Here is a 15,379-nt window from a genome sequence, read left to right as displayed (position 1 = left end):
ACGAATTTATTTTTATGTTTATTCCAAAATTAAGGAATCTGTATGAATGCTTTAACCGCACTCTCGCCACTTGATGGACGTTACGCTAGCAAATGCGATGCCCTACGCCCTTTTTTGTCTGAGTTTGGTTTAATCCACGCTCGTGTCACGGTTGAAGTGCGTTGGTTACAAGCACTTGCAAATCGTGCAGAAATTATTGAAGTTGCGCCGTTTTCAAATGAAACCAATGCTGCTTTAGATGCAATCGTTTCAAACTTCTCTGAAGAAGATGCAAACCGCATTAAAGAAATTGAACGCACCACCAACCACGATGTAAAAGCAGTTGAATATTTCCTTAAAGAAAAAATTGCCAACATTGATGAATTACAAAATGCAGGCGAATTTATTCACTTTGCATGTACCTCTGAAGACATCAACAACTTGTCTCATGCGCTGATGTTGAAAAATGGTCGTGAAGTTTTAGTTGCAAGCATGAAGCAACTTCTCAATGCGATTTCAGCTTTGGCAACAACGCATGCTGAACAACCAATGTTGTCTCGTACGCATGGTCAAACTGCAAGCCCTACTACCTTGGGTAAAGAGATGGCAAACGTTGCGTATCGCTTGGCACGTCAAATCAAGCAATTCGAAAATGTTGAGTTACTCGGCAAAATCAATGGTGCTGTGGGTAACTACAATGCACATCTTTCTGCATACCCAGAAATTGATTGGGCTGCACATGCACAAGCATTTGTTGAGTCTTTAGGCCTAAGCTTCAACCCATACACCACGCAGATTGAGCCACATGATTATATGGCTGAATTGTTTGATGCTTTACGTCGCTACAACACCATCTTAATCGACTTTAACCGTGACGTATGGGGTTATATCTCGCTGGGTTACTTCAAACAAAAGTTAAAAGATGGTGAAGTTGGTTCTTCAACTATGCCGCACAAAGTCAACCCAATTGACTTCGAAAACTCAGAAGGTAACTTAGGTATTGCCAATGCTGTTTTAGGTCACCTAGGTGAAAAGCTTCCTGTTTCTCGCTGGCAGCGTGACCTCACTGACTCAACTGTATTACGTAATATGGGTGTTGGTTTTGCACAAAGCTTAATTGCTTTTGATGCTTGCTTAAAAGGTGTTGGCAAACTTGAGTTGAATGCTGCACGTTTAGATGAAGATTTAAACCAAGCACAAGAAGTTCTTGCAGAACCAATTCAAACTGTTATGCGTCGTTATAACGTTGAAAAGCCATACGAGAAATTAAAAGCACTTACTCGTGGTCAAGCAATGACACGTGAAATGATGGTGAACTTCGTCAATGGTGATGAACTTGCACAAGTGCCAGCAGACGAACGTGCTCGTCTAGCTGAGTTAACACCTGCAACTTATACTGGTAATGCAGCTGAACAAGCAAAACAAATCAACGATTTGATCAGCAATATCTAAAACTGATTAACTTAAAAAGCAGAGCTTCGGCTCTGCTTTTTTATTTCATCAGCATACAATTATTTTTCTTTTTTGCACTGATCAATATATTTTTCAACCATAAAGTTTACTATGTCAGCATCCCCTCTGGGTTCTCTTTTTTTCTCATTATTATAAGTTTTCCAAGCCTCATCCCAATTCTCTTTTAAGAAGTTAACCATACATTCCTTGTAAGGAGCAGGCACTTTTTCTGCGACATGAGCCATAAACTTCTCTTGATATTTAGCTTGTGAATTCGTACAACCAAATAATAAAAATATGGTAATTAACCTTATACTCGACTTTTTCATTTTATCTATATTTTTCATTGGCTGATCGCTCTTCATCTTTTGATTTCAACAACCTAAAATTATTTAGTCTATAACCGCCATTAGAAAATAAAATTTCTCATCTCAATATTTCTCTACAAACACTTTATATTTTGACAAAATTATTTATGAGTATTTTTCTTTTCCTCCTCTAACTCCTCTGGCGTACAGTAACTTGGAACAATTTTCATAGTTTTTACATCCATATAATCACCACAAATTTCTCTACCATTTTCATCAGTTCTACGTCCTAATGCCTTTTTTTGCTCTTCGGTCATCGAATCTAAATAATTATAAAAATACATATGATCAATCACTTCGGGATCATTAAAACTGGTACTTAACTCAATTCCAAATGCTTCACCTTTTTGATTTTCATTACAATCTGCCGTAAGGTTATAGCTCACCCGTGTTTTTGAATGGAATTTACTTCTAATTTCATCATGCATTGGATAAGCACCAACGAGTACACCATCTACATCAATCCCATCTTTAAATATGCTTCTCACTTGTTCTGTATCAGGTTTCTTTAGCTCTTCTTCTATTTCTGCATCTGTTTCTTTCTTTATATCGTGCTCTGGCCTTTCTAAACGAAATCGAAAACTATCGATTTGCTTATCATGTTTTCTCTCAACCAAGCGAACGCCTATATCATCATAGATATATAAATTGGTTAAATTAGCCCCATCGGTACTGTCCACTTTTCTATAATTTTTTCCGAATACCTTAATCCAAGGTTCAACGCCGGAATTCATATAAAGATCTGTACCGTTATAATTAATTGCACAGCCATGAACCTTAAACCGATGTTGCGGATTTAATTTTTTTATAAACCCTTCGGTATCATAATCTGTCTGAGCAGTTGACTGGTCATTACTGCAACTGATACATAAAATAACGGGTAAAAAGCCTAGTAGAACCTTTTTAGAATAATTCATCATTTTTACCACCGAATACTTTGTCTAAACCTTCTTGCACAGATTTACTCGCATCATTGTATGCACCTTGTACCGCTTTGCCTCCCTTATATACTCCCTGTTTAGTTCCATCCCATGCTTTCTGCCCAATACCATCACTTGCTTGGCTAATTTTATCACCATTCTTTCTAGCCCATTGTTTGATTGTTTCATCCATCAAATTACATCGACTTGGATGTCTAAAATAACTTTTAGCGGTGTCTAAAACTAATTGACTCAAAAAAAAGCAGAGCTTCAGCTCTGCTTTTTATAATTTAGAAAGTTATTTTCTAAAAGTTTAATCTACAACAAATTTGTAGGTTTTACTAAACTCATCATCACCCGCCCCATAAAAACCCATAGAAATACTAATATCATAGACTCCCTTATATTTTGGGACTCCTTCTACCCTTAATTTATTATATGCACTTATATCATTTATATTAATAGGCTTTACTTCAACACCCATATCACTTGGGAAGTTTGTTTTTACTTCAAAACTTCTTTCTACAACTCTTCCACCTGTAATCATAATATCCTGACTATAATTTTCATTAATATGAGCAATAGGTAATTCACTAGGTTGTGCTTGATAACTTTGGCTGCACCCCATCAAAGAGAATATAGTCAATAAAAATATTTTCTTCATTAAAATTTTTCCTTTTTAATAACCATAGCAAAAAAAACTTTCCGCTCAAAATCATATAAAGATATATTACTCTTAAGCTGTTGTCTATTTTCACCCCAAGAGAATAGTTTCAACATTACTCCAGAAGTATATGGGTTAGCTTCTTTTGTTACGGCTATTCCATTAGTGTGTCTTAACTTATCAGTCCAAACTACCCAATGATCTGGGAAAATTTGTGTACCAGAACTAGCCCCACCATCTAAAAGACTCGCAGAAATTAACGAAATAACATAATAACCAGACCCTGCGTACTTATTAATCTCATCAATTAAACTCGGATTATATCCATTAATATAAAATGGAAAGCTCTTAATTCCTTTAAAACCTGATTTTTCAAACCAGTTTTTCATTGCTCCCCAAAGTGTAATACCTGCGACCTCTTGACTCGGATCTTTTAAAATGAGAACTGTATTTTCTGATTCCCTCAAACTAGCTAACGTCATCCAATCAATAGGGGGGATTTTAGGTATTCCATTTTTACGATAAAAATTTTTAACACGCCTACATCCATCTAATGATGGTTTTATTTCTAAGTCTCCAATCTTAGTTTGGCCAGTTTCCCATAACTGTTTAACTGCCAATTTATATCTATTTTGGCTTAAATTAATTAAACAAAAGAAATAAACTGCTGGTCCACACAAAGATGCAAAGTCTTGATTAGGTAAAGGTTCATTTAATCGCGCTTGTAGACCAGCCTCTATCTGAATTTTAGAGAAAGGATCTTTAGCCTCACCAGGTCTACAGCCAGAATCTATACATTGAAAGGCACGATTTCTTGTTATAGCTAATTGAAAAGTATTTTTAGATTTATCATCATCAACTACTTTAGTTACATAATTAGCTTCATTATATTTTACTTTTGGTATATTTAAGTTTTGATTATAGTTTTGAGAGAGGTATAATTCAATTTTATCAGGAACAATATACTGCTCTATCACTAAAATTTCTTTTCCAGAGTTGCTTAATCTATATAAATCAAAGATTATGACACAATCCCTAATAGCTTCCACTCCTAATTTAGTACTATCAATCTCAACAGGTCTAGTTTGATAAAGATTATTTCCCACCTTTTTCAATTGATTACTTGTAAAGAGTATAGATGTTTCTACAATATTTTTCACCGTATTATAGACATATAATCTATACTTCAATTGCTGGGGATTTACATTCGTTTCTAAAACAACATATGGATAATATTTTGACATTTTAATAACTACTCTACATCCAATTTCTCATCTTTGAATAAATGAATTGATATCTCTTCTGGCTGAAATGATTTAAAAAGCTCTGTATAGCCATTTTCATCAGTTGATCCCTCTAATACCTCTCCACTAGGTAAAAAAGCGACATAATTATAATTGGAAAAACTATTTCCATCTTTGTCTTGCAATAAATACCTCAAATTGTACTTATTCAAATCACCTAAGACAGGTAATTGAATTTTTGGTAATATTAAATTTGCCCCACCCATAAACAAATGTTGCCCTGCCTTCACCTCAAACTTGCCACTGGTCACAGGAAAAATACCTGAACCATTGAGCTTGATCTGAGAACCACCCGCTGTGATCACAATCTCTTTCGGGCTAGTGATTTCAATACGATCTTCAGTCGAAATAATCTGGATGCCTTGTTTGGCAAGAAAATCCATTCCATCGCCTTGAGCATGCATTTCAAACTTGCCTTTCGCTGCGACTTGTTTAATGCCACTTTGTGCTGCAAACACACTGATTCTGTTTTGCGCATGTGTAATCAGATTCTTTTGTGTGCTCAGATTAATACTGTCGCCAGCAAACTGATTGATCTGGCCATCCGCAGATAAATGAATATCTTCATTCGTACTCAGAGCAATGCCCTCTGGTGAATTGAGCAAAAGTACAGCTTTATTAAACTTGGCAATATCCGATTCAATTGACTCGAAAAAAGCTTTTAACTGTGCTAATGATTCAGCCTCATCAGTTTGCTGATTCTTAGCCACTTCGCTGAGTGCCTTGGCATTGTTTTGATTGCCTTCTAGCTGCTGTTTAGCAACTTGGGCATCAAGATGCTGGCCTTGGGCTTGATCCTGTTTATGCGTGGAAACGAGTAGACCTTCACCTGCACGTACTGCACCCCATTGGTCAGTGCGCAGTTCAAAACCTTCGCCGCGATCTTCACTTTCTGCGGTTGCTTTAGGGTGACTCAGTTTGCCGAGATTGAGTTGACTGGCTGCATGACTGCTTTGCAACTGAGCACTGATCTGACCTGTAGTGTCATCAAAGCGCAGTTGGTTAAAGCCTTCCCCTTGAACTTCTTTGGACTTGATTCCTGCTAGTTTCTTGGTATCTGGCAGCTTGCCTGCATTGTCAAACTTGGTTGGACTACGATGAGCTTCGTGAATGCGTCCGACCACAAATGGCCGGTCGATATTGCCATCAAAGAAGTCAATCACCACAATTTCATCAATACGGGGCAGGAAACGTGCGCCATAACCTTCACCTGCCCAAGGCGTCAGTACATCCACCCATGCTGAATCGGTGTCGTTGTCATTGGCACCTGCACCACCATCGTGGCTATGATCGTCATTCCGAGTGAAGAGAAAACGGACTTTAATTCGTCCCCATTCATCCGCATAGATTTCTTCGCCGCTTGGCCCAACCACTTTGGCACGTTGTGGTGAGGCAGTTGGACGATGTTGTAATGGGTTAAATTCAGGAACGGTTTTGATATTGCGGCGTTGCAGAATCAGCTGGTTGGCTTGGCGTTCTTCTGTGCTTTGTTGCGTGGGTTGCCAATTGCTTTGTACTAATAATTGGTTGATCTGTTGATGTAGATCTTTAGTCAAATTATTTTGGTTATAGAAGTTTTTGCCTGTGATCAGGAATTCTTTATCACTGCCAGCGTGTTGATCAATTTCAGGATGTTCAGCCAATTCAAACCAGTAACCCACATGCGTGTCACGGACGGTAGTATGGGCAGTAAATTGTTTGGATTGAAGATCGTAGTATTGACCCAAGTTCCGATTCAGTTTTTCAATTTGGGCATTGCCCGATTTGGTCGCACCATCTTCACCATTGATATCTTGCATCCAAGCGGGAGAGAAATGCCATGCCTGTTCTAGACCAAGACTGGCATTGTCATGCTGATCACTGTGCTTATGGGTGCTTTGTACACTACCTGCACCTTCTTCCTGTTCTAAGGCATCGGCTTGCCAACGTTGTACATGGACGCTACTGGGCTGTAATGAACGTTGTCCAACTAGGCTGCTCATACTGTCATATTGTTCAGTGGCACTGCTACGGTGATAACGAATCTGTCTGCGATCGAGCGCTTGATACTGGCTATTGTCATCAATCAAACGAAGTTTTTGTGCTTGGATAGCGGCACTGCTGAGAGGAACTGTGCGCTCAGCTTCGTCGATGAGCCAGTTAATGCCTTCGCTGCGCATGAGACGGGTGAGAAAGTCATAATCACTTTCATTGGACTGCATAATGAATGGACGGACATCATAGTCTTGACTGAGTCCACTTAAATCTAAACTTAAACTTGATGCAAAGAGTGGACTCTTTTGTTGCCATTCTTTAAAAATGATTTCCACCACATCTCGTACGCTCTTGTTCATAAACACGCGGCTGTTACGGCGTTGTTTCCACAGTGCAGTTGGGTCTTCGAGTGTCAGCTTATATAAAGTTAAGCTACCGTCGGATTGTCCCTGTAAGGCTTGAGTGATAATACCTGTGACACGGGTCAATTGACCTTGATCAGTCACGCTATCAACCGCCGCTTGGCTACCAATAAATTGTTTTAGTGGAATAGTGGCATTGGTCGATAGGCAGATCAATTCTGCCTTAAATCCATCATTCAGTTGATGCTGACCATCAATACGTTGCAGAAAAACCTGCGAATTTAAATTTTGATTAGAAAATTGAATATGAATCGCACGTTTTTGTGCTGTAAGGCCGAGGCTCTCTAACGCTTGAAAGATGTTGTTCAACATTTTTCTCTGTACACGACAAATTTCATAGGGCCCTTGTTCTATCAGGCTTTTTCTTTCTTAAAATTGCGAGCACTTTCTTAAATTCTTCTTTTTTTCCAAAACCAATCAAACGTAGAATAACCATTTGAACATAGTCCAAACCGTAGCGAAATAAACTTATTGAAAGTCGTCCATGCTTCTTTATTTTTATCGCTTTTTTTCGATCATGTTGCCATTCACCTGTTAAATAGCACCAACAGAAACCGATAGCTAGCACTGCTATCAATTTCTTAACTCGTCTAGGGTCTGTTAAACGAGTATTTTCAAGATTGAATCCACGTCCTTTGAGACAACTAAATAAGGTTTCGATTTCCCAGCGTAATGCATAATCACGAATAGCAGAAGCATTAAACATAGGAGAAACAACAAGTAAAAGTTCTCCATCTTCTAATCGTAGCGCACTAATATACAGTTTCACTCGACCAACCCAAATACGTCGTTTACGACATTCTGTTTGACCAACTTGAAGATGACGAAATAAATCACTAATTTTATGATTCTTGGCTAAGTGATTGGTCACAATAAAGTTTTTTTAACACGTATACAGAAGTGAATGTCATTTTCAATTAACCATGTAAACCATTTCTCACCGATAAATTCTCTGTCTGCGAACACATTCACAATACGATCTTTACCAAAAATGGAGATAAAGCGTTGAATCAAAGCAATACGCTCTTTTGTATCTGAATTGCCACGTTTATTGAGCAATGTCCAAACAATAGGTATCGCTATTCCACGATAGACGATGGCTAACATCAAGATATTGATATCTCGTTTTCCCCATTTCCAGTTGGTTCTATCCAAAGTTAATTGGACTTTATCGAATGAAAATATATTGAAAATTAACTGAGAAATTTGACGATAATCGAAATACTGATCTGCAAAGAAGCGTTGTATACGTCGATAAAATGATTGTGGTAAGCACTTGATGGGTAAGGCTTTAGATGCAGAAGAAAGATTACATGTCTGTTTTACAATTAATGCAAGCATAATCAGTGTAAAACATTTTGCATGTGACTTGTTCCACTTTAGATATTTGTTTAAGATGAGATGTAACTCATTGAAATGTGTCATCATATTCGTCGTCAGAAAACAAGTATTATGCCATTATTTCAATGAGTTATCTTTTTTTGTCGTGTACAAAGAACATTTTTATAGATTTTTTTGCTTAAATTTACGGCATTTTACCGATAGCAATATGCATCTGTCTATACAGTATTGTCTGTTTATGACATTTTTCGTCACCATTATTTCTTGGTTTAAAATAATACTTTTTATATTCATAGATATAAAACATTCTTCAAATACTCTAACTCTAAAAATAATGTAAAAAAGCAAAGCCGAAGCTCTGCTTTATTTAATATGAGTCAGAATGTAGCCGTAGATTAATTCCACTTAAACATAATCAGCCCTACTTGCCTTTAAGATATCCAGTTCTAACATTTTTTTCTTTTTATAACGATAAGCGATCAATAGGCCAATAAACCACACTGGTGAAAGCCCCAATGCAATAAGGGTATCGTGGTCTAAAGCAAGAATCACAATTGTAAATACCAAAAATAGCATCGTCAGCCATGCCATCACCAAACCACCTGGCATTTTAAACTTCGACTGTAAATGTAACTCTGGAAATTTCTTACGATAGCCAATATACGACAGAATAATCAGCATAAAGGTAAATACACATAGAATTGAGGTCAATGCTGAGATAATCGTAAATGCTGTCATCACATTCGGCACAATGAACAAAATAGAGGTTCCAATGGTGACGCAAGTCATTGAGAAAATCAGACCTCGAATTGGTACTTTTTTCTTCGATAATTTACTAAAGCTCTTTGGTGCATCATTATCCAACGCCAAACCATAGAGCATACGACTGGTCGCAAAGATACCACTATTTGCAGAAGATAAGGCTGAGGTTGCAACGACAAAATTAACCAGGCCAGCAGCAATCGGCAAACCAATCAACGTGAACATTTCAACAAATGGGCTTTTTTCAGGTGAAATTTTTGCCCAAGACGTGACCGCGATAATGCATATCAATGCGCCAACATAGAACAGTAAAATACGTAATGGGATTGAGTTAATCGCTTTAGGCAGAGATTTATGCGGATCTTTCGTTTCAGCAGCTGTGGTTCCGACCAATTCAATTCCGACAAAAGCAAAAATCGCAATTTGGAAACCTGCTAAAAAGCCGGTGATGCCATAAGGAAACATCGATTGAGTTTCAAACACATGGCTCATCGATGCTTTAACACCATTGGGTGAAGTAAAGCCGGTACTGATTAAATAGATACCCGCAAGGATAAACAGAATAATGGCGGAGATCTTAATCAACGAAAACCAAAACTCCAGCTCACCAAACATTCGAACAGCAACAAAGTTCAGTATGGTCAGAATAGCCAACGAGGTAAATGCAGGGATCCAGACAGGAATATCGGGATACCAGAACTGCATATATCCCCCAATCACGATGACATCGGCTATCGCAGTAATAATCCAGTTACACCAATAAGACCAACCGAGGAAAAAACCTGCCCAAGGACCGATATAGGCCGTCGCAAAATCGGCAAATGTTTTAAAGTTGGTATTTGCTAGCAGCAGCTCGCCCATTGCCCGCATAACAAAGAAAAAGAAAAAACCAATAATTAAATAAGTTAAAACAATTGAAGTACCTGAAATACTTAAGGTCTTCCCAGAACCCATAAATAAGCCTGTACCAATTGCACCGCCAATTGCAATCATTTGAATATGACGATTGGTCAGCGAGCGTTGTAATTTTTCTTCGTCTTGCGAACTTTCCTGCAAATCTTCATCCAGAAGTTGCGTTCCTTTATTCTGACTCATGTCATCCTTACTCCAGTTTGCAGCAACCGTTATAAATGCTTAATAAAAATAAAATATTTTTAAAATGCTTTAATTTAAAAGTTCCATTTTTCTAAAATTATTTTGAAATTAATAGCTTAATTAACCCACCTCACTTGTAAATAGTTCGTATTAGATCTCTGTTCTACGTACTAAAACCTGTTCTTATTGATCAAAAGTATCTTAGCCGCAAGCATCATATCTCATCCCCAAACGAGTTAAAGATGATGCTTTCCATTTCTGCTTAATTATTACCCAATTAACATGAAATATACTCTATTATCTCAATCTCATTCCATCTGAGAAAGATATGAATATCGAGGATAGTAAAAAATTATGCATCGATATAAATAAAAATATGGCTAAAAAATACAGTAAAAGTGTTGTGAATTAAGATCTAAATATTTGAATTTCATGCTGAAAGACAATCCATCAACGCTTGTTCTGATTTGCAATATTGATATTGAGCAAACGTACCGAAGCACCGTCTTTGACATGTAACTGATGGGCTTGTTCTGTCGTCAAGGTCACTTGATTTGCATCTGGCTGGCTATAGATCAGAATGGCGCGATAATTTTCATAATCGTCATTAGCAACAATATAAGGCTCATCACCTAGAGTAATACAATCAGATTGTTCAATATGGACGGTGAGCACATGGCTGTCTTTAATGGCTCTTAAATTTTCAATATCAGCCTGTAAAGTAGCACCGGCATCAAAGATATCGACATAGCCCTTATAACGCAGCCCTTCTTCAATCAAAAGGTTATAGGCTGGTTCAGTATTGGGATGAACTGCTCCAATTACGGCCTTCGCTTCATCAGGCAACATATCGACATAGAGTGGATGTCGTGGCATCAATTCTGCAATAAAGGCTTTTTTGCCTGTACCGCTTAGATAATCTGCTTTGGTAAATTCCATATCAAAGAATTTATGACCGACTGCATCCCAAAACGGTGAACGACCATTTTCGTCTGAAAAGCCCCGCATTTCAGCCACAATGGTTTCTTCAAAATACTGCCTAAATGCCGATAAGAACAAAAACCGAACCTTAGACAAAAACTTACCATTCTTATTTAAACGATAATCGGGATCTAAAAATAAGGTACATAACTCACTACAGTTGGTGTGGTTATTACTCAGATACAAGGTCGGTAATGATTTATAAACATTCAAAGGTTCGGAAGAATGAACTTGTGTGCCGATATGAAAATTATACCAAGGTTCTTTTAGACCTAAGGCAACCTCGATTCCGCACACACCAACCACTTTATGCAGCGAGATATCTTCCAATACAAATAAATAGCCCTGCTCCGACTTATCCAGTTTGCCTTCGACCGTTTTAATCGCCCGATCAATTCGTGCGGCCAGTATTTCCATATCTGGTTGTAAAGAAGTTAAACCGAAACCTGCTTTTTGTGCCAAGTGGTAAAGATCATGAATATCTTTTTGTTTGATATAACGAATCATCATCATGTCTATTCCCCCTTATTTTCAATCAGAACAAACGAGACACAGGCTGAGCTGATTGTGCTCTTGAGTAAGACATCCAATTCATTTTTTCTATGCTGAACCATGCACAATCCCGACATGTGTTATTCCTTAATTCTTAAATTTTTCCCTAGCGCTAGCTCATTGATGGCCGAGCTGGCTTTATTTATCTAAGTCTTTTGTGACTTCTTTCATCAAGCTGAAATCTAAATTCAATAATCTAAATTGATTAACAGCTCTGCTGATCACTCTATTATTCAAAAACTAATTGGCACAAAAAATTTAAAATTAAGCAAAAAATGAGCTGTTTTTTAGCATTTTATTGATTGACAGTGACAATATGAAAGATCTAAGGATCAGTCTAAAATGGGAATTGAGACTTTTCTCTACTTCAATACGGACAAACCTATCCATGCTAGTTTGGTTTTATAAATGATGGAGAAGTCCCAGCAATCATTTTAAATTAACAGCTGAGAAAAAAATAAAGTCCAATAATAAAAAAAGCAAAGCCGAAGCTTTGCTTTTTTTGATTTTCACCTAACCAAGGCTTAGGGCTTAGCTAGGAGACTTTAAATCAACATTAATATGCTGATTTACCATGTAATGATCCTGCCATACTTGAACGGAATTGTGTTCCCCACTTACCATCTACATTCGTAATAATATAAAAAGAATCAAAGGTATGACCTGGGATCGGTTTACCTGCCTTATCTAAACGGGTAAAAGATAAGGCAACATGATATTTATTCGGATTATTTTTACCATCACTACCTGATTGCACAACGTAACGATAATCCCAACGGGTATTTTCCCAACCAATCGATTTTGCAAGTTTTTGCAAATCCTGATCTTTGGCATACGCCTCTGGTGTTTGCCAAACAGTTACTTGATTACCCGACATACGCACATGTGGATAGTTCAACGTTTTTGCCCATGCAAGTTCATCTTTAGCGTTAAATGTAGTTAAAAAATCATCTAATGCCTTACATGGCACTTCAAATTGTGGGCTATAGCGGCCATTTGCATCTTTTGCACAACTGTCTGGCAATGCTGCTTGAGCCGAAACGGTAAAAAGCTGTGAAGTTAAAATGCCTGCAGCCAATAATGTAGATGCTTTAACGAAAGATTTCATAATTTATTCCTTGAGATAAAATCCATTTTTACAATCTGTTTTGAATCATGAGAAAAGCAGATTGCTATTTATATAGACTTGAAGCATTCAAGCCCTTTCCAATATCAAATGCTCTATGACAAATGACATATATGATTACAGACTCGCTAAAGTCTCTGAGGTAATTCTGCGAATTGATCCATCAGTCAGCAATTTCGATTGTTCTGGATCATGTCCATATAAAACAAAAGCACCCTTGGACTGTAGCTGCTTAAATAAATTAAAATTATTTAACATTGCCTGAGCATCATTCACCACCATGGCATCTGGCAGCGTCATCTTTTGAAGAGAAGCTTTTAAATAACAAGCATCTGCGGTAATCAGCACATCTTTACCTTCTATTTTGACTTTAAGAGATTGATGTCCTGGTGTGTGACCAAAACTCGGGATTAACATCACGGAACCATCGCCGAATAAATCATGCTCACCATCAACCTCAAGTCGATCATGTCCTAAATCGTAATGACGCGGTACATAGATTTCTTTTTCAATATTTTCTTCGTTCTTAGCAGCCTGCCATTCACGTTTTTGAATAATGAGACGTGCATTGGGAATGCAGGCATTGCCACCACAATGGTCAAAATGTAGATGAGAATTAATGATGAAATTAATTTTTAACGGATCGACACCAAATGCTTCCAAGCGTTTCGCAACATCTTCACCTGGAACAAAATCTACAGTGGTTAAATCTGAAAATCCCCCTAAAGCCTTTTTAACCACAGATTCATCTTCTGACTGCAGCGGCAATTCCAATCCAGTATCAAATAACACCGTCCCTTTCGGATGCTCAATCAAATAACATGGAACAGGAATCGCCAAGCTCCCTGTTTCTCCAGCCATAAAAAAACCATAAGGCATTGTGATCCAGCCACATGTCATGGCATATAATTTCACTTCTTCCATTTCAAAGTTCCTTTTTAACGTTACGCTTTCAAAAAACCAAACAACCTTTTGGCTGCTTTATTCACAAACCTCCCGTGCAGATATATTTCAACTCGGTATATTCATCCAAACCATACTTAGACCCTTCACGACCAAATCCTGAAGATTTAATCCCGCCAAATGGCGCCTCCGTTGTCGAAATTAAGCCGGTATTAATTCCCACCATTCCATATTCCAAAGCTTCGGAAACTCGGATGCTACGCTTTAAGCTCTCCGTAAAAATGTATGAGGCCAAGCCATACTCGGTATTGTTTGCACGCTGAATGACTTCTTGATCCGTCTTAAATTTAAAAATAGGTGCGAGCGGAGCAAAGGTTTCTTCTTTAAAACACAACATTTGATCATTGGCATTGATGACAATTGTGGGTTCAAAAAAGTGAGTTCCTATTGCTGACTTTTGGCCTCCAAAAATCAGCTCAGCACCCAAATCAAGTGCATCATCAATATGTGAAACGATTTTGTTCACTGCTTTTTGGTTAATTAAAGGGCCAAGATCAACGCCTTCTTGCAAACCATTTCCGAGCTTTAATTGAGAAACTTTAATTTTTAGTTTTTCTACAAATGCATCATGAATAGATTCATGAACGAAAATACGATTGCTACACACACAGGTTTGCCCTGCGTTTCTAAATTTACTATCGATCGTGCCCTGTACCGCCAAATCTAAATCAGCATCATCAAAAACAATCAAAGGTGCATTTCCACCTAACTCAAGTGACATTTTTTTTAGTGTCGATGCTGATTGCTGCATTAACAAAGCACCTATCGGCGTAGAGCCCGTAAAACTCACTTTCTTTACAATACTGCTCGCCGTTAAAACGGGTGCAATTTCTTGTGCGTGACCTGTAACCACATTCAAAACCCCGCTTGGTATTCCAGCCTTTTCTGCCAAATAGGCCAATGCCAAAGCACTAAAAGGTGTCTCTTCAGAAGGCTTCACAATCATGGTACAACCTGCAACCAAGGCCGGAGCAGCTTTACGTGTAATCATCGCTGTTGGGAAATTCCAAGGCGTAATCGCAACACAAACCCCAACTGGCTCACGAATCGTTTTTAACCGTTTATCATTTGTCGGTGCAGGAATGGTATCGCCGTACATGCGACGTCCCTCTTCTGCAAACCAGTCAATAAAACTGGCTGCATAGCTAATCTCACCTTTTGCCTCATTCAGAGGTTTGCCCTGTTCAATGGTCATAATGGTGGCCAGTTGATCTTTATAATCCAACACCAATCGCGCCCAGTTTTTCAAAAGGTCAGACCGTTCTTTGACACTTTTCATTTTCCAAGCCTGCAAGGCATCCGAAGCGGCTTGAATTGCCTCATGAACTTGTTCAACAGCCAACGCTGGAATGGTTGAAATAAGATCATTATTTGCAGGATTAAAGACCTCAATCGACTGATGATTGGAGGATTCAATCCAATTTCCGTTGATATAAGCCAAATTTTTAAATGCGTCTAAATGAAGAATATCCATAT

General features: G+C 37.9%; 13 protein-coding genes. 1 reads left to right on the top strand and 12 read right to left on the bottom strand.

The window, feature by feature from the left end:
• The first annotated feature begins 42 nt into the window (after positions 1-42).
• Positions 43-1,431, top strand: a complete 1,389-nt coding sequence (gene purB / locus WA352_RS15760) for an adenylosuccinate lyase (RefSeq protein WP_336143195.1) — start codon at positions 43-45, stop codon at positions 1,429-1,431.
• Between the two features lie 59 nt (positions 1,432-1,490).
• Here the strand turns inward: purB and WA352_RS15755 are convergent, their stop codons facing one another.
• From WA352_RS15755 to WA352_RS15700, 12 genes are all read right to left on the bottom strand, one after another.
• Positions 1,491-1,778, bottom strand: coding sequence for a hypothetical protein (locus WA352_RS15755; RefSeq protein ID WP_442892280.1), 288 nt, complete (start codon positions 1,776-1,778; stop codon positions 1,491-1,493).
• A gap of 122 nt (positions 1,779-1,900) precedes the next feature.
• Positions 1,901-2,719, bottom strand: a complete 819-nt coding sequence (locus WA352_RS15750; protein ID WP_442892279.1) for a DUF7738 domain-containing protein — start codon at positions 2,717-2,719, stop codon at positions 1,901-1,903.
• Complete coding sequence (locus tag WA352_RS15745) at positions 2,703-2,912, bottom strand: hypothetical protein (protein ID WP_336143193.1); 210 nt, start codon at positions 2,910-2,912, stop codon at positions 2,703-2,705. Before WA352_RS15745 ends, WA352_RS15750 begins: the two co-directional genes overlap by 17 nt.
• Positions 2,913-3,032: 120 nt before the next feature.
• On the bottom strand, positions 3,033-3,383 hold the full coding sequence (locus tag WA352_RS15740; protein ID WP_336143192.1) for a hypothetical protein: 351 nt from the start codon (positions 3,381-3,383) through the stop codon (positions 3,033-3,035).
• Positions 3,383-4,627, bottom strand: a complete 1,245-nt coding sequence (locus WA352_RS15735; protein ID WP_336143189.1) for a hypothetical protein — start codon at positions 4,625-4,627, stop codon at positions 3,383-3,385. Before WA352_RS15735 ends, WA352_RS15740 begins: the two co-directional genes overlap by 1 nt.
• 8 nt (positions 4,628-4,635) lie before the next feature.
• Positions 4,636-7,395: a type VI secretion system Vgr family protein gene (locus WA352_RS15730; protein WP_336143187.1), complete on the bottom strand. Its 2,760-nt coding sequence runs from the start codon at positions 7,393-7,395 to the stop codon at positions 4,636-4,638.
• A 22-nt stretch (positions 7,396-7,417) separates the two neighbouring features.
• Positions 7,418-8,508, bottom strand: a protein-coding gene (locus WA352_RS15725; protein ID WP_108565324.1) for an IS4-like element ISAba33 family transposase whose coding sequence is annotated in 2 segments (ribosomal slippage) — positions 7,418-7,968 and positions 7,968-8,508 — 1,092 coding nt in all. Because the reading frame shifts where the segments join, the coding sequence is not laid out codon by codon here.
• Positions 8,509-8,829: 321 nt separating this feature from the next.
• On the bottom strand, positions 8,830-10,281 hold the full coding sequence (locus WA352_RS15720; protein ID WP_241350677.1) for an amino acid permease: 1,452 nt from the start codon (positions 10,279-10,281) through the stop codon (positions 8,830-8,832).
• A 450-nt stretch (positions 10,282-10,731) separates the two neighbouring features.
• Complete coding sequence (gene astA, locus WA352_RS15715; RefSeq protein ID WP_336143183.1) at positions 10,732-11,775, bottom strand: arginine N-succinyltransferase; 1,044 nt, start codon at positions 11,773-11,775, stop codon at positions 10,732-10,734.
• Positions 11,776-12,370: 595 nt separating this feature from the next.
• A complete protein-coding gene (locus tag WA352_RS15710; RefSeq protein ID WP_070076197.1) occupies positions 12,371-12,922 on the bottom strand; it encodes a hypothetical protein in 552 nt (183 codons plus the stop codon).
• 135 nt (positions 12,923-13,057) lie between these two features.
• Positions 13,058-13,864 (bottom strand): N-acyl homoserine lactonase family protein, encoded by an 807-nt coding sequence (locus WA352_RS15705; RefSeq protein ID WP_336143180.1) that lies wholly within the window; start codon positions 13,862-13,864, stop codon positions 13,058-13,060.
• 61 nt (positions 13,865-13,925) lie between these two features.
• Positions 13,926-15,377, bottom strand: coding sequence for an NAD-dependent succinate-semialdehyde dehydrogenase (locus WA352_RS15700; protein WP_336143178.1), 1,452 nt, complete (start codon positions 15,375-15,377; stop codon positions 13,926-13,928).
• Between the last annotated feature and the right edge of the window lie 2 nt (positions 15,378-15,379).

It is taken from the genome of Acinetobacter sp. 102, from assembly GCF_037028485.1.
GTDB lineage: Bacteria > Pseudomonadota > Gammaproteobacteria > Pseudomonadales > Moraxellaceae > Acinetobacter > Acinetobacter higginsii.
Note: the sequence above shows the minus strand (reverse complement) of the source record. Positions and strands in the feature narration are given on the sequence as shown.

Coding starts and splice junctions, on each gene's coding strand:
- purB (WP_336143195.1), top strand. CDS start 43: ATGAATGCTTTAACCGCACTCTCGCCACTTGATGGACGTTACGCTAGC.
- WA352_RS15755 (WP_442892280.1), bottom strand. CDS start 1,778: ATGAAAAATATAGATAAAATGAAAAAGTCGAGTATAAGGTTAATTACC.
- WA352_RS15750 (WP_442892279.1), bottom strand. CDS start 2,719: ATGATGAATTATTCTAAAAAGGTTCTACTAGGCTTTTTACCCGTTATT.
- WA352_RS15745 (WP_336143193.1), bottom strand. CDS start 2,912: ATGGATGAAACAATCAAACAATGGGCTAGAAAGAATGGTGATAAAATT.
- WA352_RS15740 (WP_336143192.1), bottom strand. CDS start 3,383: ATGAAGAAAATATTTTTATTGACTATATTCTCTTTGATGGGGTGCAGC.
- WA352_RS15735 (WP_336143189.1), bottom strand. CDS start 4,627: ATGTCAAAATATTATCCATATGTTGTTTTAGAAACGAATGTAAATCCC.
- WA352_RS15730 (WP_336143187.1), bottom strand. CDS start 7,395: ATGTTGAACAACATCTTTCAAGCGTTAGAGAGCCTCGGCCTTACAGCA.
- WA352_RS15720 (WP_241350677.1), bottom strand. CDS start 10,281: ATGAGTCAGAATAAAGGAACGCAACTTCTGGATGAAGATTTGCAGGAA.
- astA (WP_336143183.1), bottom strand. CDS start 11,775: ATGATGATGATTCGTTATATCAAACAAAAAGATATTCATGATCTTTAC.
- WA352_RS15710 (WP_070076197.1), bottom strand. CDS start 12,922: ATGAAATCTTTCGTTAAAGCATCTACATTATTGGCTGCAGGCATTTTA.
- WA352_RS15705 (WP_336143180.1), bottom strand. CDS start 13,864: ATGGAAGAAGTGAAATTATATGCCATGACATGTGGCTGGATCACAATG.
- WA352_RS15700 (WP_336143178.1), bottom strand. CDS start 15,377: ATGGATATTCTTCATTTAGACGCATTTAAAAATTTGGCTTATATCAAC.